Consider the following 26,731-nt stretch of genomic DNA (forward strand, 5'->3'; position numbering starts at 1 on the left):
TCAGAAGAAGGTGGCTTTCACGCGGAACAGCTTTTCCACCGCTGGCACCAGGCGCCGGTGCGGCACGAACAGCAGCACGTGGTCGCCCGGCTGGATCACGGTGTCGTCCGTCACCGACAGCACGAAGGGTGCGTATTCGCTGTCCGGATCGCGCATGGCATCGGCGTCGTCATCGGCGCGTCCGGTGTGCAGATCGGGCAGACCGCGCACGATCAGGCCGATGCGTACATCCTCGGGCATCGGAATCTGCCCCACGGTGCGTCCCACCACGCGCGAGGTGCGGCGGTCGCCATGCGCGGCCAGCTCGATCGCTTCGGCGTTGCCGCGGCGCGCGCTATGCACGGCGTACACGTCACCCTGGCGGATGTGGGTGAGCAGCTCGCCCATCATGGCCTGTGCCGGCGACAGGGCAATGTCGATCTGTGTGCCGTGCACCAGGTCGGCGTAGCTGCGCCGGTTCACCAGCGAGAGCACGCGCGTGGCGCCCAGCTGCTTGGCTAGCAGGCCGCCCATGATGTTGTTCTCGTCGTCGTTGGTGGAGGCGACGAAGAAATCCACTTCGTGGATGTTCTCGTCGCCGAGCAGGTCCTCGTCGGTGCTGTCGCCGTGCAGGATCAGCACCGATTCATCCAGCTGTGTGGCCAGATACTCGCAGCGGGCGCGGTTGCTGTCGATCAGCTTCAGGTGCACATGCTTCTGCAGCGCGCGCGCCAGATGCAGGCCCACATTGCCGGCACCGGCAATCACCACGCGGCGCACCGGCGGGCTGGTGCTGTGCACGGCCGCCAGCACCGGGCGGATATCGTCGCGCGCCACGAAGAAGAACACCTCGTCACCCGGCAGGATCACGCTGTCCGGCCTGCAGGCCACGAAACGGTCGGGCTCGTTGGCAAAGCGGCGGTAGATCGCCATCACGTGCATGCTGGCATCGGGCAGCAGCTCGGAAAACCGGCGGATCGGCTGCCCCACCATGGGGGCACCGGCCGTGGCACGCACCGACACCATGAATGCCATGCCATGGGCAAACTCGCGCACCTGCAGTGCCTCGGGAAACTCCACCAGCTTCTGGATGTAGCGCGTGACCGAAGCCTCGGGGCAGATCACGTTGCTCACGGCAAAGCCGTCCTCGCCCAGCAGTTCCATGTGCTTGGACCACTCGGTCGAGCGCAGGCGCGCGATGCGGTGCGGGGTATGAAAGCGCATGAAGGCGGTCTTGCACACCGTCAGGTTGACGGCGTCATCGGCCGCGCAGGCCAGCAGCAGGTCGGCATCGTCGGCGCCGGCATCGGCCAGCACCGAAGGCTGCGAGCCGTCTCCCAGGATGCCGCGCAGGTCGAAGCGCTCCTGCAGCTTGGCCAGCAGTTCCGGATCGTTGTCGATCACGGTGATGTCGTTGCGCTCGGATACCAGATGCTCGGCGACGCTTTCGCCGACGCGGCCGGCACCGAGGATGATGATTTTCATGGGAACAAGTCTGGCTGTGAATGGGAACCCTTCACGGGCGGGTCGGCAGGCGGCTGCTGGTCGTCCGCTGCGGGTGGTTCGGGGCTGGCCGGATGCCGGGGATCGTCCCCTGCGGTTTCGAGTGTAGTGCGCAAAGGGGCTTCGGCCCCTGTTTCGGCCTCTGCGGGCTCGCTGTCCTGATGTGCCGCAGCCACAGCCGCTGCCAGTTCGGGGGCAGGGTCGGTGGTGGGTTTCTTGTCTTCGCCGGCAGGCGTGGATGGAGCCTGCGGCTGCAGCGCCGCATACATGGCACCGGCCAGTGCCGGATACAGCGGCCGGCTGATGCTGCGTGACACCATGCTGGCCACCATGGCCGCCGCCATCAGGCTCAGCACCATGGCCCCGCCATCCACCATCTCCATCACGATGATGAAGGCGGTCAGCGGTGCCTGCGTCACGGCGGCGAGAAAGGCCGCCATGCCCATTGCCACCAGCGGCGCCATCAGCGGCATGTTGTCGCTGTACTGCGCCACGTCATAGCCCACGCCGGCGCCCACTGCCAGGCTGGGCGCAAAAATGCCGCCCGGCACGCCGGACCAGGCCGTGAGCCAGGTTGCCAGGAACTTGAAGGGCACGAACAGCGGCGACGGCTCGTGCTCCTGCGCCAGCAGGTCGCGCACCGATTCGGCGCCGCCGCCAAAGGTCTGTCCGTTGGTGGCCAGGCCCAGAATCGCGATGATGAGCCCCAGCACGCCGGCAAAGCGCAGCGGGTGGCGCTTGCGCCAGCCGTTGAGCGTCCAGCCCGTGCCGGTCAGCGCCAGCGCCATCAGGCGCGCAAACAGCCCGCCCAGCAGGCCGCACACCAGCGTCACCACCAGACCCGGCATCAGGATCGACAGGCCCAGCGGCGGCACCTTGATGGTGCCGAGGAAATGGTTGTTGCCGAAGAAGGTGATGCCGACCAGACCGGCCAGCACGATCACGGCAATGATCAGGCCGCTGTTGCGCGCGGGCAGCTTGCGCCCCAGCTCCTCCAGCGCGAACACCACGCCGGCCAGCGGGGCGTTGAAGGTGGCGGCAATGCCGCCGGCGCCACCGGCCACCAGCAGCGCATGCACGCCCAGATCGGTATCGTTGCGCAGCCAGCGCCGTGCGTGCAGCATCACGCCCGCGGCCACCTGCACCGACGGGCCTTCACGCCCGACCGACAGGCCGGCCATCACGCCGGCGGAGGCCAGCACGATCTTGGCAATGGAGAGCTTGAGCGAGACAAAGACGCTGCGCTGTGACGCCGGCAGCGCCGGTTCCAGCGCCACCATCACCTGCGGAATGCCGGAACCTGCCGCCTTGGCAAACCAGCGCTGCGTGACCCAGACAATGCCCATGGTGCACAAGGGCGTCCAGATCAGCACCGTCCACCAGGCGGCGTGGTACATGCCCTCGAACCAGGCAAAGCCGATGTCGGTCAGCCAGGTGAACACCACCACGCTGAGGCCGGCCAGCGCGGCGTAGGAAAGCACGACGGCCCGGTCCACCCACAGGCGCCCGTGCGACAGCTCGCGGCGCATGTTCTGCCAGATATCGGGTTCGATGGGGTGCTGCGGATCGGACATGGCAAGAGAAGGGCGAAGCCGCCAAGATGGTACGGCTCGCCAGACTCAAGCATAGCGCCAACTCCACCCGTTCATGCTCAGGGGTGATGCGGAGTGGCCGCTGGTGTGCCAACGTTCACGCTGGCGGCCTGCAGCAAGGGCTGCTGCAGGCGCCGGGGTTTACAGGCCTAGCATCAGCTGTAGGTTCTGCACCGCTGCGCCGCTGGCGCCCTTGCCCAGGTTGTCCAGGCGCGCCACGGCCACCGCCTGCTGCGAGCCGTCATTGCCGTACACGCGGATTTCCAGGTTGTTGGTGTCCTTCAGCGCCACGGCGTCCAGCTTGTTGTCGGCGGTGGGATCGGGGGCCGTCACATATTCGCTGCCGTCGTAATGGCGGCGGTAGATGGCGTGCAGGTGCTCCACCGTCTGTTCGCCCTGGAGCAGGTCGAAATGCAGCGGCAGCTGCACCAGCATGCCCTGGTCGAAATTGCCCACGCTGGGTACGAAGATCGGCTTGCGGGTCAGGCCGCTGTAGGCCATGATTTCCGGAATGTGCTTGTGCGACAGGCCCAGTGCATACAGTTCGTACGGGGCCGCGCCGCCAGCTTCGTAGGCCTCGATCATCTGGCGGCCGCCACCGCTGTAGCCGCTCACCGAAGGCAGCGCCACCGGGTAGTCGGTCGGCAGCACGCCAGCATCCACCAGCGGGCGCAGCAGGGCGATGGCGCCGGTGGCGTAGCAGCCGGGGTTGGCCACGCGCTCGGCTTTGCGGATGGCCTCGGCCTGCTCGGCGTTCAACTCCGGAAAGCCGTAGACCCAGTTCGGGTCCACGCGGTGTGCGGTGGAGGCATCGATGATGCGCGGCTTGCGGCCGGGCAGGGCGTCGATCAGCGCCACCGACTCGCGCGCGGCATCGTCGTGCAGGCACAGGATCACCACGTCCACTTCGCCCATCAGCTTCTGCTTGGCGGCGGGATCCTTGCGCAGTGCCGGGTCGATGCTGACGACCTCGATGCCGGGCATTCCGGCCAGGCGTTCGCGGATCTGCAGGCCGGTGGTTCCGGCCTCGCCGTCGATGAAAATTTTGTGCACGGACATAGGGTTTTCCTCTAGAAAGCTGCTAGGCTGAATAAGCTGGCTGTAAGTAGTACATGATACATTTATCGCCGGATTTTTTCCGTCCCGTACAGTCGCCTACAGGCCGGTTCACGGGCTCATTTTCCACTCACAAGAGAGATACCGCATGAAGATTCATGAGTACCAAGGCAAGGAAATCTTGCGCCAGTTTGGAGTGCCCGTACCGCGCGGCATTCCCGCGTTTACCGTTCAGGAAGCCGTTGAAGCCGCCCAGAAGCTGGGTGGCCCGGTGTGGGTGGTGAAGGCTCAGATCCATGCGGGCGGCCGTGGCAAGGGCGGCGGCGTGAAGGTTGCCAAGTCCATCGACGACGTCAAGACCCTGGCTGGCGACATCCTGGGCATGCAGCTCAAGACGCACCAGACCGGTCCCGAAGGCCAGAAGGTCCGCCGCCTGTACATCGAGGAAGGCGCCGACATCCAGAAGGAATACTACCTGTCCTGCGTGACCGACCGCGGCACCCAGAAGGTGGCCTTCATCGCTTCCAGCGAAGGCGGCATGGACATCGAGGAAGTGGCCCACTCCACCCCCGAGAAGATCATCAAGGTGTTCGTCGACCCCGCAGCCGGCCTGACCGCCGAGCAGGGCGAAGAGCTGGCCAAGGGTGTCGGCATGCCCGAAGACTCCAAGGCGCAGTTCATCGACGTCTGCCAGAAGCTGTACAAGTGCTACATGGACACGGACGCTTCCCTGGTCGAGATCAACCCGCTGAACCGTGACGGCAAGGGCAACATCATCGCCCTGGACGCCAAGTTCAACTTCGACAGCAACGCCCTGTTCCGTCATCCCGAGATCGTGGCCTACCGCGACCTGGACGAAGAGGATCCGGCTGAAGTCGAGGCTTCCAAGTTCGACCTGGCCTACATCAGCCTGGACGGCAACATCGGCTGCCTGGTGAACGGCGCCGGTCTGGCGATGTCCACCATGGACACGATCAAGCTGTACGGCGGCGAGCCGGCCAACTTCCTCGATGTGGGCGGCGGTGCCACCACCGAGAAGGTGACCGAAGCCTTCAAGATCATGCTGAAGAACAAGAATGTGAAGGCCATCCTGGTCAACATCTTCGGCGGCATCATGAAGTGCGACACCATTGCCGAAGGCGTGGTGGCTGCTTCCAAGGCGGTCGGCCTGTCCGTGCCGCTGGTGGTCCGCATGAAGGGCACCAACGAAGAAGCCGGCAAGAAGATTCTCGCGGAATCGGGTCTCCCGATCATCACTGCCAACACCATGGCCGAAGCGGCCGAAAAGGTGGTGGCCGCTGTGGGAAAGCCTGATCACACCGGTGGTGAAATGCCTGCAGCCGCAGGCGTAATCGCCGGTGTGGCCGGGCGTGACCCGGTGAAGACCGACTCCCATGACGCAACGACGGCTGCCGTCGCCCCGCTCGCCGCTGCTGCCCCCGTGGCTGCCGCTGCACCGGTGGCGGCGCAAGCCGTTCCTGTACCGGCTGCTGCCGCGCACGACGCGGCGCATGGCCATCACGACGACAACGACGAGCCCGCTCCCGCCGGAACCTGGTGGGGCAAGGCGCTGTGGCTGGCGGCCGTGGCCCTGGTGGCACTGGCGCTGCTGCGCATGTGCGGCCAGGCTCCGGTCGAGGTGCCAGTGACGGCGCCCGTGGCTTCCGAGCCTGTTGCTGCTGCTTCCGAACCGGCATCTGCTGCCGCTCCCGTGGCTGCCGGCCTGCACTTCGGTGACTGGCTGGCCCGCGTGACCGATGGCAAGCTGACGCTCGAGGGCAAGGTGGCCGACCAGTCCGCCAAGGATCTGCTGCTGGCTGCCGCCACCGAGAAGTTCGGTGCCGGCAACGTCATCGACCAGCTGACCGTGGACGCCAGCCTGCCGAAAGCCAACCTGGGCCTGCGCCTGGGCGAGCTGTTCGACTGGCTCAAGGCCAACGCCTCTGCCACTGTGCAGGCGGCGGGCAGCAAGCTGGCCCTGGGCGGCGCGCTGGGCGAGGCGCTGATCGGCGACATCGCCGGCAAGCTGCGCGGCTGGTTCGAGGGTGCCGAGGTGGACGTGAGTGCCGTCAAGCCCGAGGTCATGAAGGCTGCCGATGCCCTGAAAGCGGGCGTCAAGACCTTCCGGATCAATGTCGAGTTCGACACGGCCAAAGCCACCCTGCGTTCCGAAAGCAAGGCCGAGCTCGACGAGCTGGCTGCCGCGCTGAAGGAAGCCAGGCTGGGCGGCGAAGTGGCTGGCCATACCGACAACACGGGCGACGCTGCAGCCAACCTGACACTCTCGCAAGAGCGTGCAGACGCAGTGAAGGCGTATCTGGTACAGCAGGGCGTGGATGCCGCGACCCTGACCGCGAAGGGCTACGGCAGCGAAAAGCCGGTAGCCGACAACTCGACTCCTGAAGGCCAGCAGCGTAACCGCCGCGTGGAATTCAACGCTCAATAACCGAAAACATCGGAGCAATCCATGAGTATTCTGATCAACAAGGACACCAAAGTCATCACCCAGGGTATCACTGGCAAAACCGGCCAGTTCCACACCCGCATGTGCCGTGACTACGCGAATGGCAAGAACTGCTTCGTGGCAGGTGTCAACCCCAAGAAGGCCGGTGAAGACTTCGAAGGCATCCCGATCTACGCCAACGTGAGCGAGGCTGCCAAGCAGACCGGCGCTACCGTGTCCGTGATCTACGTTCCGCCGGCAGGTGCTGCCGCCGCCATCTGGGAAGCCTGCGAAGCCGACCTGGACCTGGCCATCTGCATCACCGAAGGCATCCCGATCCGCGACATGCTGGAAGTGCGCAACAAGATGAAGGCCAAGGAAGCCGCCGGCGGCAAGCGCACGCTGCTGCTGGGCCCCAACTGCCCCGGCACCATCACGCCTGACGAAATCAAGATCGGCATCATGCCCGGCCACATCCACAAGAAGGGCCGCGTGGGCGTGGTGAGCCGTTCCGGCACGCTGACCTACGAAGCCGTGGCACAGCTGAGCGAACTGGGCATCGGCCAGTCGAGCGCCGTCGGTATCGGTGGCGACCCGATCAACGGCCTCAAGCACATCGACGTCATGAAGATGTTCAACGACGATCCCGATACCGATGCCGTGATCATGATCGGCGAGATCGGTGGCCCGGACGAGGCAGAAGCCGCCTACTGGTGCAAGGAAAACATGAAGAAGCCGATCGTGGGCTTCATCGCTGGCGTGACTGCGCCTCCCGGCAAGCGCATGGGCCACGCCGGTGCGCTGATCTCCGGTGGTGCCGACACGGCCGAAGCCAAGCTCGCCATCATGGAAGAGTGCGGCTTCACCGTCACGCGCAACCCGTCCGAGATGGGCAAGCTGCTCAAGGGTCTGCTCTGATCTGACGCGGATGGCTGACCTGCAGCGCCTCGCCGGCGCACGCGGGTCGGTCTGCCGGTGAGAACCGCTGTTCCTTCGGGGGCAGCGGTTTTTTCATGGGCGGCTGCCCGCCAGGGTGTGCATGGCGGGTGCATTCCGGTACATTCGGAAGGCAAAGGACAAGGGTAGCATCGGGTGGATCAGCAGGTATCTTCGATGGTTCGGCAATCACGGGGCCGGCGCTGGGCGCGTCAGGGCCTGAACCTGTGGCGTGCGGGCGGCTGGGGCCGCGTGCTGCTGGGGCTGGTGCCCCTGCTGGTGATGCTGCCGCATGCCCTGGGCATCGTGCAGTACGGCACCGTCACCCGGCTCGAGCAGCAGGTGCACGACGTGATGCTGATGCACGGTCGCGCGCCGGCCACGCTGGATGAGCGCATCGTCATCGTCGATGTCGACGAGCAAAGCCTGCAGCAATATGGCCGCTGGCCCTGGTCGCGCAGCGTGCTGGCCAGCCTGAGCGAGGAGCTGCTGCAGCGCCAGCAGGTGGCCGTGCTGGGCTATGACGTGTTGTTCGCCGAGCCGGAACGTGACGATACCCTGCCGCGCGTGAGCGAATGGCTGCGCAGCCAGCGCCAGTCCGGCCCGGTGCTGGACGAACAGCTGAAGCAGCTGGCCGAACGCTTCGACCGGGATGGCGAACTGGTCCGGGCCCTGCAGGGGCAGCCGGTGGTGCTGGGCTATTACTACTCGAACCGGCCGCCGGTGCTGGAAACCGGCAGCCTTACGCCGCCGCTGCGCATCAAGCCGCAGCCGGGCGACCCCGAGGTGTATCCGCGCGTGCCCCTGATGCAGGGTTATGCGGGCAGCCTTCCCGCGCTGGCGCGGGCGGTGGGGCATGGTGGTTTCATCAATGCCGAGATCGACAGCGACGGCGTGCTGCGCAGCATCCCCCTGGTGGCGCGCCGACTGGAAGAGGGCAGGACTGCCTACTATCCTGCGCTGGCCCTCGAGATGCTGATGCTGGCCCTGCAGGTGGACGCGGCGCGACTCGTGCCCCTGCAGCCCGAAGGCCTGCCCCCGCAGCAGCGCCTGATCGGTATCGAACTGGAGCAGGACGGCCGCAGCTTTCTGGTGCCGACAGTGGCTGGCGGGCGGTTTCTGGTGCCGTTCCGCAGCGGCAGCGGGGTTCCCGGGGGGCGCTATCGCTATGTGTCGGCCAAGGACGTGCTGGATGGCAGGCTGGCGGAGGGCGAGCTGCGGCACAAGCTGGTGCTGGTCGGCACGACCGCTCCAGGCCTGCGAGACCTGCGCGCCACACCGGTATCCACGGCCTATCCCGGCGTGGAGGTGCACGCCAGTGTGCTCTCGGCCATGCTCGACGGGGATTTTCTGCAGGCCCCGGATTACAGCCGCGGCTATGCCGCAGTGGCCATGATGCTTGCGGTAGGCCTGCTGCTCGTCGTGCTGGCGCGCACCGGCATGGTGGGCGCGCTGCTCTGGAGCCTGGGCATGGCGGCGGTGTTCGTCGTCTTTCATCTGGAGCTGTTCATCCGGGAAGGCCTGATGCTGCCGCTGGCCTCGATCCTGCTGACCATCCTGCTGACCTACGTGCTGCACACCAGTTTCGGCTTTTTTGTGGAGCGGCGCACCAAGCGGCAACTGGTGGAGCTGTTCGGCCACTATGTGCCCACCGAGCTGGTGGCGCGCATGGCGACCCACCCCGAGCAGTACACCACGCAGGCGGTTTCGCGCGAACTGACCGTGATGTTCTGCGACCTGCAGCAGTTCACCTCGCTGTCGGAATCGATGGATCCTGAGTCGCTGCAGGCGCTGCTCAATGACATCTTCAACCGCATGGCGGACGTCATCGGGCCCAACCACGGCACGATCGACAAGTACATGGGCGATTGCGTGATGGTGTTCTGGGGTGCACCCGTGGCCGACGAGGCGCATGCCTGGCACGCCGTCAAGACCGCCATCGAGTTGCGCGCCATGATGCATGGCTACAACCAGGAGCGCAGGGCCGCCGGGCTGCCCGCCATCGGGGCCAGTATCGGCATCAACACCGGACTGATGAGCGTGGGAGACATGGGCTCGGAAATGCGGCGCAGCTACACCGTCATCGGCGATGCCGTCAACCTGGCGGCACGGCTGGAGCCGCTGGCGCGCACCTACGGTGTACCGATGGTGGTGGGGGAGCAGACGGTGCAACAGGTGGCGCAGTGCCATTGGCAGTGGCTGGACCGTATCCGCGTGAGCGGCAAGGCACAGGCCGTCAACATCTATGTGCCCTTCACCGACGGCTCCGAGCTGGATGCCGGGCAGCAGCGGGAACTGGGACTCTGGCACCAGTTCCGCCAGGACTATCTGGCACAGGACTGGAAACGTTGCGATGCCCTGCTGGTGCAGTTGCAGGCGCTGGCGCCGAGACGCGTTCTGTACCGGCTCTACCGGGAGCGGATTGATGACTTTCTGGCACGGCCGCCCGCAGCGGACTGGGATGGCGTGACGCTGCAGACCCTGAAGAAATCGGCTGACGTGATCTATCTCACGGAGGATGCCGGTTGAGGGATGGGCGGGGAGCCGCGCACACGACACCCTCGCAGACAATGGGGCAGATAGCCTGTCATCCCTGCAAGCGCCGACGCGTGCACGGTCGCGGGTGACCTTGCAACGCTGGAGCATGGCATGCAGATTTCAGTGCTGGGGTGTGCGGGGGGCATGGATACCCGTGCCCGGACCACCTGTTTCCTGATCGATGACGATACCCTGATCGATGCCGGAACCGGCCTGTTCGATCTGCCGCTGTCGGTGCAGCAGGGCATCGACCATGTCTTCATCACGCACGCCCACCTGGACCATATCGCCGCCCTGCCGTTGCTGGCTGATGCCGGTGTGCGCCAGCGCATGGCCCAGGGGCGGGGGCCGATCCGCGTGTATGCGCTGCCTGAGGTGCTCGAGGCCATGCATGCCCACCTGTTCAACCAGCAGATCTGGCCGGATTTCACGGTGCTTCCGACCCCGCAGCAGCCTGCCATCCAGCTGGTGCCGCTGCAGACCGGCGAGCGGCTGGAGTGGACGGCAGGCCGCTGGCTGGAGGTGCTGCCCGCCAGACACACCGTACCGGCCGTGGGCTATGCGGTCAGCCACGGAGGGGGGGCCTGGGCGTTCACGGGCGATACCGGACGCAATTCGGCGCTCTGGCAGCGGCTCAATGCCATGCATGCCGAAGGGCACGGGGTGCGCTGGCTGGTGACTGAAACAACCTTCCCGAACACGGACCAGTCCTTTGCCGACCGCAGCGGGCATCTGACCGTGTCGGCGCTGGCTGAAGAGCTGGAGGCGCTGGATGCTGGGGAGGTCGAACTGTTCCTGAGCCACATCAAGCCGGGTGACATGGGGGCCATCCTGCGCGAGCTGGAGCCGCTGCGGACCGTGGCCGGACAGCAGCGCTGTCGCCTGCACCTGCTGCAGCAGGGGCAGACTTTCCATTTCAATGGCGTTCCGGCGAGTAGCGTGGAAAATGATATAGTACTAAATATTTAATTAATACGGCCTGAATGCGCCCGGAAGGCGCTGCAGGGCCTCCTGCAGGAGCCTTGCATGAAGCCGAACCGCCAGCGCGGATTCACCCTGATCGAACTGATGGTGGTCGTCGCCATCGTGGGCATTGCCGCCACGCTGGCGCTGTCGTCCTACCAGGACCATGTCAGCCGCACCCGCATTACCGAGGGACTGGCTCTGGCAGAGGCGGCCAAGCAGCGCATCGCCTCCGAAGGCGCCAGCTCGCAGCAGGATCTGGCCCGTGTGAGCACCAGCTGGAACCAGCAGGCCGGAGACACTGGAGCCAATGCCAAGTATGTCGAACGCGTCTGCATCGGCAATACGGACTGTGCTGCACTGGCAGACGAGAGCAACGGGGTCATCACCGTGGTGTTTCGCGAGGCTGCTGGCGTGGGAAGCAACAACCGTGTACAGCTGGTGCCGCTGGTGCGTACCGGTGCAGATGCGGGCGCTGCGGTGCCGCTGGCCACAGCCCAGGCGGATGGCAACAGTGGTGCCATCGATTGGGCTTGTGTGGGAGCGAGCAACACCGTGGCCAGCAGCATGACAGGGGCGGACAACGTCCCGCCTCCCGACAACGCCGTCCGCGCGGAACTGCTGCCTGCCCAGTGCCGGTGAATGTGCGGCACAGGTGAAACGGTAAGCTGCGGCGAAGTGCGGATGTTGTGCGGGCGCCTGGCGCAAGCAGACTGCACATCGGCCCCCATGGGCAATCCATGCGCCCCGCGGCATAATGCGGACTGCTCCGAACTCGTCCTTGGCCAGCATGTCCCTCGTTTCTGAACGTTCCCCTTTCCGGCCGGTCCCGGAGACCAGCAACGCCGCCTTTCACGCGGCGTTTTTCATGCTCTGCGCCTGCGTTCCATGGCTGAACCCGGTCGCCGGCGGGGCCATGACCCCCGCCATTCCCTTGCTGACCGGCTGGATGTGCATCAGCCTGCTGTTCCTGGCCTTCCCCTCCTGGCGATCCAGCCCGTCGGCGGTGTATGCCGGCGCCTTCATCGTGGTGGCGAGTCTGGGCGGACTGGTGTTTGACCGGGCCTGGCAGTTGCTGGCCCTGGGCATGCTGATGATCGGGGCGGCGGCTGCGGTCGGCGCGCGCATGGCGCAGGATGATGCTGCCGTTGCGGCGCAGGGACACAAGCCAGCGCTGTATGCGGGTGTGCGCCTGATTGCCTGGGCGTGGTTACTGGCAGGCCTGCTCAATGCCGGCATCGGCTTGCTGCAGTATTTCCAGCACACGGCCTGGCTGGGCGATCTGGTCAACCATGCCGCGGCCGGACAGGTCTACGGCAACCTGCGCCAGCGCAACCAGTACGCCACGCTGATGAACATCGCGCTCTGGGCGCTCTGGTATCTGTGGCAATGCGGTGCGCTGCAGCAGCTTGTCGGGCGCTGGCTGGGGCGTCATGGAGGCACGCTGCTGGCCTGGCTGCTGATGCTGCCGCTGGCGGTGTGCATGGCACTCACGCTGTCCCGCACCGGACTGGTGCAGCTCGCGGTGCTGCTGGTGCTGCTGGCGTGGTGGGACTGGCGCCGTCCGGCTGGCGAAAGGCACGAGAGCCAGCCTTCGCGCCCGGCCGTGATGCTGTGGCTGGGTGCGATTCTGGTGGCCTATCTGGCTGCCGGCTACGTGATGCCGCACCTCGCCGGCATGACCGACATCCTGGTGCGGCTGGAGGGCAAGGACAGCCGCGCCTGCATCAGCCGTACCGTGCTCTGGAGCAACGTGCTGCAGCTGACGGCCCAGAAGCCGTGGACCGGCTGGGGCTGGGGTGAGCTGGACTATGCCCACTACTACGCCAACTATCCCGGCACGCGTTTCTGCGACATGCTGGACAACGCCCACAACCTGCCGCTGCATCTGGCTGTGGAGCTCGGCGCCCCGCTGGCGCTGCTGTTCTGCGCCGTGGTACTGGTCTGGCTGTGGCGCTCACGCCCCTGGGCCGAGCAATCGCCGGCGCGGCAGCTGATGTGGGGCGTGCTGGCTGCCATCGGCGTGCACAGCCTGCTCGAGTATCCGCTGTGGTATGCACCGTTCCAGCTGGCCTGCGGGCTGACGCTGGGGGCGCTGTGGGCCACGGCGGCACGGACGCGCGGGCAGAAAACGCCGGCCGGCAGGCTGCCTCAGGCTGCCAGGGCGGTGGAGCAGGGTGCTGCAACCGGCGTGGCCACTGAAGGCGCAACAACCGGCAGTCCGGTCGTGGCGCCAGCAGAGCGCCATTGGCTCAAGGCCCAGTACGCCGTGGCGGTCCTGATGCTGCTCGGCCTGTTCTACGCCAGCTTCGATTTCGTGCGCGTGACCCAGCTGTACACGGCGCCGGAGGATCGGGTCTGGCCATTTGCCAGCAATACGGTGGCGCAGGCCAGCCGCACGCCGCTGTACCAGAACGCGGTGCGCTTTGCCGGCATCAGCACCATCCCGCTCACGGAGCAGAACGCTGCCGAACAGCTGGCCCAGGCACAGCGCCTGATGCACTTCAGCCCCGAGGCGCGGGTGGTGGAGCGCATCATCAAGGCGCTGCAGTTGCTGGGTCGCGAGGCGGAGGCACAGCAGGCCATTGCGCACTTCCGCACCGTGTATCCGCGCGAGTTTGCGGACTGGGAGCGCGAGCAGCACTAGCCGTTTTTACACGCGTGTGCGGCGCACCAATTACAATAGTTCGTTGACCCAAGACGCGGTCGGGGCGCAGCCTGTGCCGCCGCCGTGCCAATTCACCCCATTTCAGGAGTCCAATCCGTGTTCATTTCCAATGCCTACGCTCAGGCCGCCGGCGGCGCTTCGGGCGATCCGATGTCGTCCATCATGTCTTTCCTGCCGATGATCGCGATGTTCGCGGTGCTGTACTTCGTGATGATCCGTCCGCAGATGAAGAAACAGAAGGAACACCGCGCCATGGTCGAGGCCCTGGCAGCTGGCGATGAAGTCGTGACGGCCGGTGGCATTCTCGGCAAGGTCACGCGTGTGCGTGACGGCAACGTCGACGTGCAGGTGGCCAACGGCGTTGAAGTGCAGCTGCAGAAGAGCGCCGTGGTGCAGGTGCTGCCCAAGGGCACCATCAAGTAATTCCCCGCGAATGGCGCCAGGCCGGGTGGCCGGGCGCTCCCGGCAGGTGCGGACCACGCGTGTCCGGCCTGCTGTTTGTTGAAAGACGCAAGCCATGAACCGTTACCCGGTCTGGAAATACGCCATCATGCTGGTGGCCCTGCTGGTGGGGTTGATCTACACCCTGCCCAACTTTTTCGGCGAGGCGCCGGCCGTGCAGGTGTCGCCCGCCAAGTCGGTCGCCAAGGTGGATGCCGCGGTGCAGCAGCAGGTCACGGCTGCGCTGGCTGCCGCTCAGCTCACGCCCGACCTGAACACGCTGGAGCCGAATTCGCTCAAGGTGCGCTTCGACAGCACCGACGCGCAGATCAAGGCGCGTGACGTGGTCGAGAAGGCGCTCAACCCCGATCCTGCCGATCCCTCCTACACGGTGGCGCTGAACCTGGTGTCGCGCTCGCCCCAGTGGCTGACGGCGCTGCATGCCGCGCCCATGTACCTGGGTCTGGACCTGCGTGGCGGTGTGCACTTCATGCTGCAGGTCGACATGAAGACGGCCGTGACCAAGCGCCTGGATGCCATCGCCGGCGACGTGCGCACGCTGATGCGCGAGAAGACGCTGCGCTACGAGGACATCACGCGCGTGGGTGACACTGTGGAAACCACGTTTGCCGACGCCGCTACGGCCGAGAAGGCCCGCTTTGCCATCCAGGACACCATGCCCGACATGCAGGTGGTGCAGACCGAGACCAAGCTGGTCACGAGCTACAAGCCGCCGTCCCTGGTCAAGTTCCAAGAGCAGGCGCTCAAGCAGAACATCCTGACGCTGCACAACCGCATCAACGAGCTGGGCGTGGCCGAGCCGGTGATCCAGCAGCAGGGTCTGGATCGCGTGGTGGTGCAGCTGCCGGGCGTGCAGGACACCGCCAAGGCCAAGGAAATCCTGGGCCGCACCGCCACGCTGGAAGTGCGCATGGTGGATGACAGCACGGAGGCGAACGCCGCTGCTACCGGCAATGGCCCGGTGCCCTTCGGCGCCGAGAAGTTCCCGGACCGCGAAGGCCGCACCGAGATCGTCAAGAAGCAGGTCATCCTGACCGGCGAGAACCTGACCGACGCCCAGCCCGGCTTCGACAGCCAGACGCAGGAACCGACCGTGAACCTGACGCTGGACGGCAAGGGATCGACCATCTTCAAGAACATCACGCGCGACAACGTCGGCAAGCGCATGGCCATCCTGCTGTTCGAAAAGGGCAAGGGCGAGGTCGTGACGGCGCCGGTGATCCGCAGCGAGATCGGCGGCGGACGTGTGCAGATCAGCGGCCGCATGACCACGCAGGAAGCGGCCGACACCGCGCTGCTGCTGCGCGCCGGTTCGCTGGCCGCCCCGATGGAAATCGTGGAAGAACGCACCATCGGCCCGAGCCTGGGTGCCGACAACATCGCCAAGGGCTTCAAGAGCGTGGCCTGGGGTTTCCTTGGCGTGGTGCTGTTCATGATCGTGTACTACCACCTGTTCGGCATGTTCTCCGCGCTGGCGCTGGGTCTGAACCTGCTGTTGCTGGTGGCCATCCTGTCGATGCTGCAGGCCACGCTGACGCTGCCCGGCATGGCAGCCATGGCGCTGGCGCTGGGCATGGCCATCGACTCGAACGTGCTGATTAACGAGCGTGTGCGTGAGGAGCTGCGCAATGGCGTGTCGCCGCAGGCGGCCATCCACGCCGGCTACGAGCACGCCTGGGCAACCATTCTGGACTCCAACGTCACCTCGCTGATCGCCGGTCTGGCGCTGCTGGCCTGGGGTACCGGCCCGGTGCGCGGCTTTGCCGTGGTGCACTGCCTGGGTATCGTCACCTCGATGTTCTCCTCGGTGTTCTTCTCGCGTGGCCTGGTCAACCTCTGGTACGGCCGCCAGCGCAAGCTCAAGAGCGTGTCGATCGGCACGGTATGGAAATCCGGTGCCACCGGCCCGACGGCCTCGCTGGCCTCGGTGATGGACAAGCGCGTGGGCAAGGAGTAAGCGGCCATGGAATTCTTCCGCATCAAAAAAGACATCCCGTTCATGCGCCATGCGCTGGTGTTCAACATCATCTCTGCGGTGACGTTTGCACTGGCCGTGTTCTTTCTGGTTACGCGCGGGCTGCATCTGTCGGTGGAGTTTACCGGCGGCACGGTCATGGAAGTGGCCTACAGCCAGCCGGCGCAAATCGACAAGGTGCGCGCCTCGGTCGCCAAGCTGGGCTACCAGGACGTGCTGGTGCAGAACTTCGGTTCGTCGCGCGATGTGATGATCCGCCTGCCGCTCAAGCAGGGCGTGACGTCCGCCGAGCAGAGCGACAAGGTGATGGCCGAGCTGAAGGCGGCCAGCCCTGATGTGACGCTGCGCCGGGTGGAGTTCGTCGGCCCGCAGGTGGGGCAGGAACTGGTGACCAACGGCCTGAAGGCGCTGGCCTTCGTGATCGGCGGCATCATCCTGTATCTGGCGATCCGGTTCGAGTGGAAATACGCCGTTTCGGCCATCATCGCCAACCTGCACGACGTGATCATCATCCTGGGCTTCTTCGCCTTCTTCCAGTGGGAGTTCTCGCTGGCGGTGCTGGCGGCGGTGCTGGCGGTGCTGGGCTACTCGGTGAACGAATCGGTGGTGATCTTCGACCGGATCCGCGAGACCTTCCGCCGCTACCGCAAGCTGACCACCACGCAGGTGATTGACCATGCCATCACCAGCACCATCAGCCGGACCATCATCACGCACGGCTCGACGCAGCTGATGGTGCTGTCGATGCTGGTGTTCGGGGGCGAGACGCTGCACTATTTTGCCGTGGCGCTGACCATCGGCATTCTGTTCGGCATCTACTCCTCGGTGTTCGTGGCTGCGGCCATCGCCATGTGGCTGGGCATCAAGCGCGAGGACCTGATCAAGAATCCGGTGCGCAAGGACAACGACCCCACCGACGAGAACGCAGGCGCCGTGGTGTAAACACACCCTGCCATGACAGCCCCGGCCTCGGGGCTGTTTCTGTTTCTGCCCCTGAAAGTACCCGATGGACTGGTTTGTCGTGATTGTCGCCTCGCTGTTTGCGGGCTGCGTGGATGCCATCGTGGGCGGTGGCGGGCTGATCCTGCTGCCGGCGCTGTTTGCGACCTTTCCCAATGCGGTGCCGGCCACCTTGCTGGGCACCAACAAGTCGGCCTCGGTGTGGGGCACAAGCTTTGCCACCTGGCGCTTTGCGCGCCGCGTGACGCTGCCGTGGCGGGCCATGCTGCCGGCTGCCGCTGCAGGCTTTGCCGGCTCCTGGGTGGGTGCCTGGGCCGTCACCATGGTGTCGCCCGAGTTGCTGCGCAAGGCGCTGCCGCTGGTGCTGATCGCCATCCTGCTCTACACGCTGGCACGCAAGGATCTGGGCACGCACCATCAGCCGCGCTGGGGCGGGCGCAACGAGATCCTGGCGGCCAGCCTGATCGGGCTGGCGCTGGGCATCTACGATGGCTTCTTCGGGCCGGGTACCGGCAGCTTTCTGGTATTCCTGCTGGTGCGGGTGCTGGGCTATGACTTCCTGCACGCGTCAGCCGGTGCCAAGCTGATCAACGTCAGCACCAATGTGGCCGCGATCGCGCTGTTTGCCAGCAAGGGCCATGTCTGGTGGCAACTGGGGCTGGCCATGGCGGTGGCGAACGTGGCGGGCAGCTTTCTCGGATCCTGGCTGGCGCTGCGGCACGGCGCCGGCTTTGTGCGCAAGGCCTTCATCGTGGTGGTGCTGGCGCTGGTGCTCAAGACCGGGTATGACGCCTTTTTGGCGTGAACCCTACAGGTTGCTGCACTGGAACAACCAAGGCAGGCAGCACCAGGCGCAGCCGCGCCGTGTGGCCCCGTTGCCGGTCGGAAAGAGGCTGTCGCAGGTTCAGCGCACGCCGTAGCGTTCGCGGTAGGCCAGCACCTGGGCGTGGTGCTCGGCCATGCTGGCATCGCCCTGCGGCAGGTGCGTGAGGTAACCCAGCAGGTCATCCAGCGTGGCTATGGCGCATACCTGCATGCCGAGCTGCTCGCGCACGTACTGCACGGCGCTGTAGGGCACGTCCTGACCGTTTTCGGTGGCCATTTCCTGGCGGTCCAGCGCGACGGCCACGGCGGCGGGAATCGCCTTGGCCGCCTGGATCAGCGCGATGGATTCGCGCACGGCGGTACCGGCCGACATCACGTCATCGACGATCAGCACGCGGCCCTGCAGCGGCGCACCGACCAGGCTGCCGCCTTCTCCATGGTCCTTGGCTTCCTTGCGGTTGTAGGCAAAGGGCTTGTTGTGGCCCAGGCGCGCCAGTTCGACCGCCACGGCCGCCACCAGCGGGATGCCCTTGTAGGCCGGGCCAAACAGCATGTCGTATTCGATGCCGCTGGACAGGATGCGCTGCGCATAGAATTGGGCCAGCCGTCCCAGCATGGCGCCGTCATTGAACAGGCCCGCATTGAAGAAGTAGGGCGACTGGCGGCCGGCCTTGGTGATGAAGCTGCCGAAGCGCAGCACGCCGCTGTCCACCGCAAAGGCAACGAAATCTTCGGCCAGATGGTCGATCGGGGCAGGAGTGGGGGCGGCTTGGCTCATGGTGTGACAGACAGCAATCAGTGAATCGAGAGGGAGTAGCGCGCAGTGTTCCGTTTGACCAGTTTGAACCTCAATGGCATCCGTTCGGCCACCACCAAGGGCCTGGAGCCCTGGCTGGCTGCGCATGCTCCTGATTGTATGTGTGTTCAGGAAGTGAAGGCGCAGCAGGCCGACATCGTGGGCCGTTTCGAGGTGCTGGCCGAGCTGCAGGGCTACTTCCACTTTGCCGAGAAGAAGGGCTACTCGGGCGTGGGCATCTACACGCGCCACACGCCGAGCGACGTGCGCGTGGGCTTTGGCTCGGCCGAGTTTGATGCCGAGGGGCGCTACCTCGAACTGCGCTTCGACACGCCGGAACGCAAGCTGTCCATCATCAGTTGCTATTTTCCGAGCGGTTCGTCGGGTGAGCTGCGCCAGGAGGCGAAATACCGTTTCCTGGACGAGATGTTTCCGTATCTGCTCGACCTCAAGCGCGAGCGCGATTTCATCCTGTGCGGCGACGTGAACATCGCCCACAACGAGATCGACCTGAAGAACTGGAAGGGCAACCGCAAGAACAGCGGCTTTCTGCCCGAGGAGCGTGCCTGGATGACGCGCCTGCTGGGCGAGGCCGGCATCGTGGATGTGTACCGCCAGCTCAAGCCCGAGGCCACGGACGAGTGCTACACGTGGTGGAGCAACCGCGGTCAGGCCTATGCCAAGAACGTGGGCTGGCGTCTGGACTACCATCTGGCTACGCCGGCACTGGCTGCGCATGCGCAGGTCGAATCCATCTACAAGGGCGAGAAGTTCTCCGACCACGCGCCGATCACGATTGATTACGATTTCACGCTGTGAGGCGTACGGGGTCCCATGGCCGCTCGCACGGCCTGCACCTGGCATTTCATTCAAAATAGAACCATGCTGCACTACCACACCATTCCAGTCACCCCGTTCCAGCAGAACTGCTCCATCCTCTGGTGCGACCAGACCATGGAGGGCGCGGTGGTCGATCCGGGCGGCGACCTGCCGCGCCTGCTGGCCTTTGCCGAGAAGCAGGGCATCACGCTCAAGCAGATCCTGCTGACGCATTGCCATGTGGACCACTGCGCCGGCACCGCCGATCTGGCCGAGCAGCTGCAACTGCCGATCATCGGCCCGCATGAGGGCGACCAGTACTGGATCGATGCCTTGCCGCAAACGGCGATCAACTACGGTTTTCCGCCGGCGCGCGTGTTCACGCCCACGCGCTGGCTGCAGGATGGCGATACGGTGCAGCTGGGCCAGAGCACGCTGCAGGTGCGCCACTGCCCCGGTCATACGCCGGGCCATGTGGTGTTCCACTCGGCCGAGGCGAATCGCGCTTTTGTGGGTGATGTGCTGTTTGCCGGTTCCATTGGCCGCACCGACTTTCCCGGTGGCGATTACGACACGCTGATTGCCAGCATCACGCAACGCCTGTGGCCCATGGGCAACGACACCGTGTTCATTCCCGGCCACGGCCCGGAAAGCACATTTGGCCGCGAGCGCGTCAGCAACCCGTTTGTGGCGGGCACCTGATCGGGCTCTTCCATGGCACCTGCTGCCGTATGGCAAAAGATGCCGCCAGCCCGCTGAATTGGCTCCGGGGCGTGATACAACGTTGACCATGTCTGCATCTTCCGAAACTGCCGCTGCCACGCGCCCGACCTGGCGCGAATCCCTGCGCGTCTACCTGGAGCCGGCCAGCTTGCGCATGCTGGCGCTGGGCTTCTCGGCCGGTCTGCCCTTGTTGCTGGTATTGGGCACCCTGAGCTTTCGCCTGCGCGAGGCCGGCATTGACCGTGCCACCATCGGTTTTCTGAGCTGGGTGGGCCTGGCCTATGGCTTCAAGTGGGTCTGGGCCCCACTGGTGGACCGGGTGCCGATTCCGCTGCTGACACGCTGGCTGGGCCGGCGGCGCAGCTGGCTGCTGCTGGCCCAGCTGGGCATTGTGGGCGGGCTGGTGGCCATGGCGCTGGGCAACCCGCAGCAGGGCCTGTTTGCCGTCACGGCGGCGGCGCTGGTGGTGGCCTTCAGCTCGGCCACGCAGGACATTGCGCTCGATGCCTTCCGTATCGAATCGGCCGAAACCGAAAAACAGGCGGCGCTGGCCGCCACCTACCAGACCGGCTACCGCCTGGCCATGATCTGGGCTGGTGCCGGTGTGCTGTGGCTGGCAGCGGGGGCGGAAACCGCCGGCAGCGGCTACCAGAACCAGGCCTGGATGACCGCCTATCTGGTGATGGCAGCTTCCATGCTGGTGGGCATCGTGACGGTGCTGCTGGCCCCTGAGCCGGTACCGGTGGCACAGCCCAGTCCGCGCACCCCGGGCGAATGGCTGCGCCAGACCCTGGTCGATCCCTTTGCCGATTTCTTCCGCCGCTACCGCTGGCAGGCCGCCCTGATTCTGGCGCTGATTGGCGTGTACCGCATCAGCGATGTGGTGATGGGCATCATGGCCAATCCCTTTTACGTGGACATGCAGTACACCAAGGCCGAAGTGGCGGCGGTGACCAAGATCTACGGCGTCATCATGACGCTGGTGGGGGCCTATGTAGGCGGCATCCTGTCCATGCGCTTTGGCGTGATGCGCATCCTGATGCTGGGCGCGATCACCAGTGCCATCAGCAACCTGCTGTTTGCCTGGCTGGCCGGGCATGGCCATGACGTGAACGCGCTGATCGTGGTGGTATCGGCTGACAACCTGGCCGGCGGCATCGCCTCGGCAGCCTTTATTGCCTATTTGTCCAGCCTGACCAATATCCAGTATTCCGCCACGCAGTATGCGCTGTTCTCGTCGCTGATGCTGCTGCTGCCCAAGTTCGTGGCCGGCTGGTCTGGCGCGTTTGTGGACCAGTTTGGCTACGCCACCTTCTTTACCAGCACGGCGCTGCTGGGGCTGCCGGTGCTGGTGCTGGTGTGGCTGGCGGGGCGGGTGCTGCCGCCGGCTCAGGCAGAGGCATCCTCTGCAGCGTAATGCCTTGACCTGAGATCCTTATATTTTCACCAGGACTTTCCATGAAAAAACCTCGCAGCCGATTGGCCAACTGGTTGTCCTTCAATCAGCACCGCAAGCGTTTTGGTGCTGCCGCAGTAGCCAGGAGCATTGATGGCGTGGATTTGCAGCAGCTGAAGCAGCGGCGTGTTGACGCCGGAATCCCTGTCATGACGCATGGCAGCAAAAAGGAACTGCAGACCCATCTGGATGACTTGCGACAAGAATTCAGTGGTCAGCCCGAGATGAACTATTACCACGCCCAGTTGATTGTGCTGATTCGTCGTGGGGTGGATGTTGCCAAGCATTTTTCAGATTTCGAGACTCTGTGGCTGCAGGAACGGGATTTCCTGCTGCAATCCCTGTCCACACGCTGGCTGATCTCTGCCGCAGATACCTTTATCGACCACAGCACTGATGCCTTGTTGAAAGCCTTGTTGATGAACGCGGTTATCTTGATCAATACCATCAAGTTGCAAGAAAGCGAGCGCTATCTGCATCGCATGGAAGATGTTCCGGTAGATCCGCAACGTCAACGGTCCTTGCAATCCGAGCGTTTGGCATTATTCGATGGTGTGTCTGGCTTTGCCGTGGGGACCGACGATACTTTGCGCAACATGCGCTGGAGGCTGGATGCCCTGTGTGCAACTCATCCACTGGGTGCCATGGTGCTGGAAGTCTTCGAGCGCGTACAGCGTGAGGGTAATGTCTACGCCCGGTTCCGGGCCATGCATACGCGCGACAAGACTGCCTGGTGGCAAGATTGAGCATGGGGCTGGCAAGGGGTGACAAATTTCATGAGTACGACAACCATTCCGGCACTGGTGATCAATCTGGCAAGGAGTGCTGATCGCCTGGCGTTTCAGCAGGCACAGTTGGAGGCACTGGGGATTCCCATGCAGCGCATGGCAGCCACCAGTACCGAAGAGCTGGATGAAAAGCGCTACGAATCGCTCGCCAATGGCTGGGAGCGCAAGCTGCGGCCAGCCGAGGTGGCCTGTTTTCTCAGTCACCAGGCGGCCTGGCAACATGTGGCAGATACGGGGCAGGCCTGGCTGATTCTGGAGGATGATGCGCTTCTGTCACGCGAGGTTCCCGGCTTGCTGGAGCACCTGGCAACGCATCCCGGACAGGCAGATCTGGTCACCCTGGAAACGCGGAGCCGCAAGAAGCTGATTGGCAAGCAGGCCTATCCGGCAGGTTCCCGTTTCAGTCTGCATCGCCTTTATCAGGATCGCACTGGCGCTGCAGCGTATGTGCTCTATCCGTCTGGCGCGCGCAAGTTGCTGCAAAAGGCGCAAACCCATGCGCCAGGGCTAGCCGATGCCTTTATCTCGAGTCACTATGCCCTGAACGCCTGGCAGGTGGTTCCTGCAGCGGCCATTCAACTGGATCAGTGTGAAAATTACGGTCTGCCGCTGGCAAATCCGTTTGTTTCTGCCATTACGCCGGCAGGGAGTAAGCGGCCGGAAGCGCTCGCATTGTCACGCAAGATTGGGTTCAAGATACGACGCATAGTGTCACAAGCAAGAATGGCATGGCGACATCTTCTAGTTGGCGCTGGAGCGGATCGCATAGATGTGACAATACGTGAAGAGGACTTTCTTTGATGAGAGGCAGATGATATTCAATGCTGATTGATTGGCTGTGAAGGTTTCGGTGCCGATTTAATACGATGCGCTTAATGGCTGAAAGAAAACCCAGTGCCTCATTCTGAAATGAAAATTTATGTGCTGAATCTGGATAGGCGACCGGACCGGATGGCAAAAGTTGCATCCCAGATGGAAAGCTTGGGCTTGCATTTTGAGCGAATTTCAGCTATTGATGGAAAAGAAGAAGATGCTCAGGTAGCCCTGGTTGCCAAACGGAAATTTCTGTTAAATCAGAAAAGGCTTCCTTCCAGAGGGGAACAGGCTTGTGCAGCCTCCCATGTGAAAATTTGGAAGAATTTCTTGTGCAGTGGCGCTAGTCATGCCCTGATTCTTGAGGATGATGTGCTGCTTGCTCCTTCTGTGCCCGCTTTCATTGAAGATTTTCTTCGTGAACCTGAGCTGGACTTCTTGAATCTGTCTGCGAATGCACCTTATTCACCAGATGAAGAGGTGCTTAGAGCCATGTGGCAGCGCCATGCAAATCGACCATCACCATGGATGAGTAAGGAGCGCGCTGCTTGGCGACAGCTTGAGTGGAGGCGGTCATGGCGGATCTTTCGGTTGCGCTACATGGCCTCGGTTGGATTTGTCTGCGAGTGTGATCCTGCACCCGCTTTGGCGAGTGGATATGTAGTGTCACGCAAAGCGGCAGAAAGCTTTATTGCAGCGGCGGACGATCTTTTTTATCCGATTGACTATGTTTGGCGATATGCCAGGGGCGAGTTGAGGCAGGGTTTCCTGGCGAGGCCCATCGTGACCCAGGAGGGAGGAGATTCAGACATCGAAGGGAGGAGTGATCAGCCCAAACTTCCACTCCGGTACCGATTGTTGCGTCCTCTTGTCAAGAGCCGTCGATTTGGCCGTCGTATGGATGTACGGAGCCTCTATGGCTGGAGTAGTCTATAAGCTGTCGTCACAAGATGGTGGCCTGTGGCACGCGTTGTAGTTGCAAGTACTCCATGGCCACGTGATGAGGTAGTAGTCTGCTCTGAAAATCCGATGCGAAATCTGATGGTGATGCCATCAAGGCATTGAGTCTGGATGTCATGGCAGGAATGTCCCCCACCGGAACCAGGCAATGCCCGGGCAACAGTTCTCGCGGCCCGGATTCACAATCCGTGCTGATGACCGGAACCCCCAGGGCTTGCGCCTCCCCGATAACAAGCCCAAAACCCTCAAAGCGGGAAGATAACACCATGCCACCTGCATGGGCTATATAGGGATAGGGATTGGGCTGAAAACCGGCAAAGATGACCTGGTCTGCAACGCCCAGATCCACGGCCAGTTGTTGGCAAGCGTCCTGCTCCGGACCTGTGCCTACCAGTACCAGGGGCACCTTGCGTTGCGAAGCGGCGTAAGCGCGGATCAGGCTGGCCTGATCCTTTTGTTGCTTGAACTTGCCAACGTGTACCAGATAGCCCGGGGGCAAATCCGGCGTAAAGGCTTGTGCCAGTTGCCGGACGGCATCGCGATCAATCGGGTTCAGGATGGCATGCAGGTTCGGGTGTGCTTCAACATGGCGTACATAGTCGTCAACAACCCCCTGGCTGACACCGGCTACCGGATGATTGGCGTACAGTCGGGCCAGCTGGGCAGCCTGCTGCGTCGGGGCGTCTGTCGTCAGACCATATTCGATTGATACGGTGTTGTGCAATACATAGACGATATGGGGCAGCCTGCTGTAATGCATTACCTTGTCTACTTGGTAGAGGTTGGAGAGCACCAATGCGGGTTGGCCAATATGCCGGGTCACATAGTGATCAAGTTGGCGCGCAAATAGGCGGTGACGCAGAGGGCCATCGGGCAGCCAACGGTATGCCTGGTAATTCAGGAAATGGTAGTAGACCCCTTCGGGAAGCGCATAGTCGACCTGACGCTTGAAACTGACCACATGGACTTCAGCCCCCAGTTGTTGGTAGGCTTTTGCCAGGGTGAGTACAAATCGTTCGGCACCGCCTCCCTGCAAGGTGAAGGTGGCGAGGATCACGAGGCCTTGGCGAGCTGGAGAGATCATGGAAGCACGGCATTCAATGTACTGGAGCCTGACCAGTCAAGACGCAACAAAGCGGGATAACCGTCTTGCAGGCGGCTATCCGGCGGACGGGGCAGGTACGCTGGTGTCAGCCTCAATGCCCGTGCGCGACAACTTCACCTTCCTTCAGCTTGTACACCGTCCCGCAATACGGGCACTTGCCCTCACCATGCTTCGACACATTGATGTACACGCGCGGATGGCTGTTCCACAGCTCCATGCCGGCCAGCGGGCTGGGGCAGAACACTTCGCCGGCCTGGTTCAGGTCGCTGGCCTTGATTTCTACAGCTTTGCTCATGGGGTATCTCCGTGCAGGGGGGTTACACCAGCGCCAGCCAGTGTGCGTACTTGGGATTGCGACCGTTCACGATATCGAAGAAGGCGCTCTGGATCTTTTCGGTGATCGGGCCGCGGCGGCCGATGCCGATCTGCACGCGATCGAGTTCGCGGATGGGCGTGACTTCGGCCGCGGTGCCGGTGAAGAACATCTCGTCGGCAATGTAGCACTCGTCGCGCGTGATGCGCTTCTGCACCAGTTCGATGCCCAGATCCTTGCAGATGTACTGGATGGTGTTGCGGGTGATGCCGTTGAGGGCGCCGGCAGACAGGTCGGGGGTGTAGACCACGCCGTCCTTCACCAGGAACACGTTCTCGCCAGAGCCTTCGCTCACGAAGCCGGCGCTGTCCAGCAGCAGGGCTTCGTCGTAGCCGTCGTCGAGTGCTTCCATGTTGGCCAGGATGGAGTTGGTGTAGTTGCTCACCGTCTTGGCCTGCGTCATGGTGATGTTGACGTGGTGGCGCGTGAAGCTGCTGGTCTTGACGCGGATGCCGATGGCCATGCCGTCATCGCCCAGATAGGCGCCCCAGGGCCAGGCCGCGACCATCACGTGGGTCTTGGTGCCCTTGGGCGACACGCCCAGCTTCTCGGAGCCCAGCCACACCAGCGGGCGCAGGTAGCCGCTTTCCAGCTTGTTCTCGCGCACCACGGCGCGCTGCGCCTCGTTCACTTCTTCCTGGGAGAAGGGCATGGGGATGCGCAGGATCTTGGCGCTGTTGAACAGGCGCTGGGTGTGTTCCTGCAGGCGGAAGATGGCAGAGCCCTGCTCGGTCTTGTAGGCGCGCACGCCTTCAAAAGCGCCGCAGCCGTAGTGCAGGGTGTGCGTCAGCACGTGGATCTTGGCGTCACGCCACTCGACCATCTGGCCATCCATCCAGATTTTTCCGTCGCGGTCGGACAGTGCGGTGGGTGCGCTCATGCAGATCTCCTTCGTGTGTGGCAGCAAAAGGCGGCAACCCTCCAGTGATGCTGCCGCCAAGGTGTTTTTTCAGACAAACAGGAAGTTTACGCCTATTTTCGGCGGGATGCAGCCCCTG

The 26,731-nt window shown here is 63.8% G+C and carries 23 protein-coding genes and 1 pseudogene; 17 read left to right on the forward strand and 7 right to left on the reverse strand.

Annotated elements, in window-relative coordinates; all coding sequences use genetic code 11:
* The 3 genes from trkA to argC form a co-directional block, all read right to left on the reverse strand.
* Nucleotides 1-1,464 carry a Trk system potassium transporter TrkA gene (gene trkA / locus BMW28_RS00525; RefSeq protein WP_091812751.1) on the reverse strand — a complete coding sequence of 488 codons (1,464 nt, stop codon included), beginning with the start codon at nt 1,462-1,464 and terminating at the stop codon, nt 1-3.
* The gene (locus tag BMW28_RS00530) at nt 1,461-3,056 is read right to left on the reverse strand and encodes a chloride channel protein (protein WP_091812753.1); all 1,596 of its coding nucleotides are present in this window, start codon (nt 3,054-3,056) and stop codon (nt 1,461-1,463) included. Before BMW28_RS00530 ends, trkA begins: the two co-directional genes overlap by 4 nt.
* 159 nt (nt 3,057-3,215) lie before the next feature.
* The gene (argC, locus tag BMW28_RS00535; protein WP_091815268.1) at nt 3,216-4,127 is read right to left on the reverse strand and encodes an N-acetyl-gamma-glutamyl-phosphate reductase; all 912 of its coding nucleotides are present in this window, start codon (nt 4,125-4,127) and stop codon (nt 3,216-3,218) included.
* Nucleotides 4,128-4,278: 151 nt separating this feature from the next.
* Between argC and sucC the strand changes: the two are divergent.
* From sucC to BMW28_RS00585, 11 genes and pseudogenes are all read left to right on the forward strand, one after another.
* Nucleotides 4,279-5,433 (forward strand): annotated as a pseudogene (gene sucC, locus BMW28_RS13065) (ADP-forming succinate--CoA ligase subunit beta); the annotation flags it as partial.
* Between the two features lie 780 nt (nt 5,434-6,213).
* Entirely contained in the window at nt 6,214-6,576 is a 363-nt protein-coding gene (locus BMW28_RS13070; protein WP_234970008.1) for an OmpA family protein, read from the forward strand.
* Between the two features lie 21 nt (nt 6,577-6,597).
* Entirely contained in the window at nt 6,598-7,491 is an 894-nt protein-coding gene (gene sucD, locus BMW28_RS00545; RefSeq protein WP_091812755.1) for a succinate--CoA ligase subunit alpha, read from the forward strand.
* A gap of 195 nt (nt 7,492-7,686) precedes the next feature.
* Entirely contained in the window at nt 7,687-10,038 is a 2,352-nt protein-coding gene (locus tag BMW28_RS00550; RefSeq protein WP_091812757.1) for a CHASE2 domain-containing protein, read from the forward strand.
* 120 nt (nt 10,039-10,158) lie between these two features.
* The gene (locus tag BMW28_RS00555) at nt 10,159-11,016 is read left to right on the forward strand and encodes an MBL fold metallo-hydrolase (protein ID WP_091812759.1); all 858 of its coding nucleotides are present in this window, start codon (nt 10,159-10,161) and stop codon (nt 11,014-11,016) included.
* Between the two features lie 57 nt (nt 11,017-11,073).
* On the forward strand, nt 11,074-11,652 hold the full coding sequence (locus BMW28_RS00560) for a pilin (protein WP_091812760.1): 579 nt from the start codon (nt 11,074-11,076) through the stop codon (nt 11,650-11,652).
* A gap of 274 nt (nt 11,653-11,926) precedes the next feature.
* Entirely contained in the window at nt 11,927-13,657 is a 1,731-nt protein-coding gene (locus BMW28_RS00565) for a PglL family O-oligosaccharyltransferase (RefSeq protein ID WP_159430666.1), read from the forward strand.
* A 117-nt stretch (nt 13,658-13,774) separates the two neighbouring features.
* Nucleotides 13,775-14,101 carry a preprotein translocase subunit YajC gene (gene yajC, locus BMW28_RS00570; protein ID WP_091812764.1) on the forward strand — a complete coding sequence of 109 codons (327 nt, stop codon included), beginning with the start codon at nt 13,775-13,777 and terminating at the stop codon, nt 14,099-14,101.
* Nucleotides 14,102-14,195: 94 nt separating this feature from the next.
* Nucleotides 14,196-16,097, forward strand: coding sequence for a protein translocase subunit SecD (gene secD / locus BMW28_RS00575; RefSeq protein ID WP_091812766.1), 1,902 nt, complete (start codon nt 14,196-14,198; stop codon nt 16,095-16,097).
* Between the two features lie 6 nt (nt 16,098-16,103).
* The gene (gene secF / locus BMW28_RS00580) at nt 16,104-17,057 is read left to right on the forward strand and encodes a protein translocase subunit SecF (RefSeq protein ID WP_091812767.1); all 954 of its coding nucleotides are present in this window, start codon (nt 16,104-16,106) and stop codon (nt 17,055-17,057) included.
* Between the two features lie 64 nt (nt 17,058-17,121).
* Complete coding sequence (locus BMW28_RS00585; RefSeq protein WP_091812769.1) at nt 17,122-17,880, forward strand: sulfite exporter TauE/SafE family protein; 759 nt, start codon at nt 17,122-17,124, stop codon at nt 17,878-17,880.
* Nucleotides 17,881-17,979: 99 nt separating this feature from the next.
* Here the strand turns inward: BMW28_RS00585 and pyrE are convergent, their stop codons facing one another.
* Nucleotides 17,980-18,678: an orotate phosphoribosyltransferase gene (gene pyrE, locus BMW28_RS00590; protein WP_091812771.1), complete on the reverse strand. Its 699-nt coding sequence runs from the start codon at nt 18,676-18,678 to the stop codon at nt 17,980-17,982.
* A 45-nt stretch (nt 18,679-18,723) separates the two neighbouring features.
* Between pyrE and BMW28_RS00595 the strand changes: the two genes are divergently transcribed.
* The 6 genes from BMW28_RS00595 to BMW28_RS00620 all read left to right on the forward strand — a co-directional run bounded on the left by BMW28_RS00595 (nt 18,724) and on the right by BMW28_RS00620 (nt 24,231).
* Entirely contained in the window at nt 18,724-19,515 is a 792-nt protein-coding gene (locus BMW28_RS00595; protein WP_091812772.1) for an exodeoxyribonuclease III, read from the forward strand.
* A gap of 63 nt (nt 19,516-19,578) precedes the next feature.
* The gene (locus BMW28_RS00600) at nt 19,579-20,217 is read left to right on the forward strand and encodes an MBL fold metallo-hydrolase (protein ID WP_091812774.1); all 639 of its coding nucleotides are present in this window, start codon (nt 19,579-19,581) and stop codon (nt 20,215-20,217) included.
* Between the two features lie 88 nt (nt 20,218-20,305).
* Nucleotides 20,306-21,655, forward strand: coding sequence for an AmpG family muropeptide MFS transporter (locus BMW28_RS00605; RefSeq protein WP_091812776.1), 1,350 nt, complete (start codon nt 20,306-20,308; stop codon nt 21,653-21,655).
* 41 nt (nt 21,656-21,696) lie between these two features.
* Complete coding sequence (locus BMW28_RS00610) at nt 21,697-22,440, forward strand: hypothetical protein (RefSeq protein WP_091812778.1); 744 nt, start codon at nt 21,697-21,699, stop codon at nt 22,438-22,440.
* Between the two features lie 30 nt (nt 22,441-22,470).
* Nucleotides 22,471-23,283 (forward strand): glycosyltransferase family 25 protein, encoded by an 813-nt coding sequence (locus tag BMW28_RS00615; protein WP_091812780.1) that lies wholly within the window; start codon nt 22,471-22,473, stop codon nt 23,281-23,283.
* A gap of 108 nt (nt 23,284-23,391) precedes the next feature.
* Nucleotides 23,392-24,231, forward strand: coding sequence for a glycosyltransferase family 25 protein (locus tag BMW28_RS00620; RefSeq protein ID WP_091812781.1), 840 nt, complete (start codon nt 23,392-23,394; stop codon nt 24,229-24,231).
* 7 nt (nt 24,232-24,238) lie between these two features.
* On the opposite strand, the gene BMW28_RS00625 is transcribed toward BMW28_RS00620, so the two are convergent.
* The 3 genes from BMW28_RS00625 to BMW28_RS00635 form a co-directional block, all read right to left on the reverse strand.
* Nucleotides 24,239-25,339, reverse strand: a complete 1,101-nt coding sequence (locus BMW28_RS00625) for a glycosyltransferase (RefSeq protein ID WP_091812783.1) — start codon at nt 25,337-25,339, stop codon at nt 24,239-24,241.
* Between the two features lie 112 nt (nt 25,340-25,451).
* Nucleotides 25,452-25,655: a zinc-finger domain-containing protein gene (locus tag BMW28_RS00630; RefSeq protein ID WP_018714640.1), complete on the reverse strand. Its 204-nt coding sequence runs from the start codon at nt 25,653-25,655 to the stop codon at nt 25,452-25,454.
* 22 nt (nt 25,656-25,677) lie between these two features.
* A complete protein-coding gene (locus BMW28_RS00635; RefSeq protein ID WP_091812785.1) occupies nt 25,678-26,613 on the reverse strand; it encodes a branched-chain amino acid transaminase in 936 nt (311 codons plus the stop codon).
* Between the last annotated feature and the right edge of the window lie 118 nt (nt 26,614-26,731).

The sequence above is a fragment of the Allobrachymonas denitrificans DSM 15123 genome, from assembly GCF_900110225.1.
Taxonomy (GTDB): Bacteria; Pseudomonadota; Gammaproteobacteria; order Burkholderiales; family Burkholderiaceae_C; genus Brachymonas; species Brachymonas denitrificans.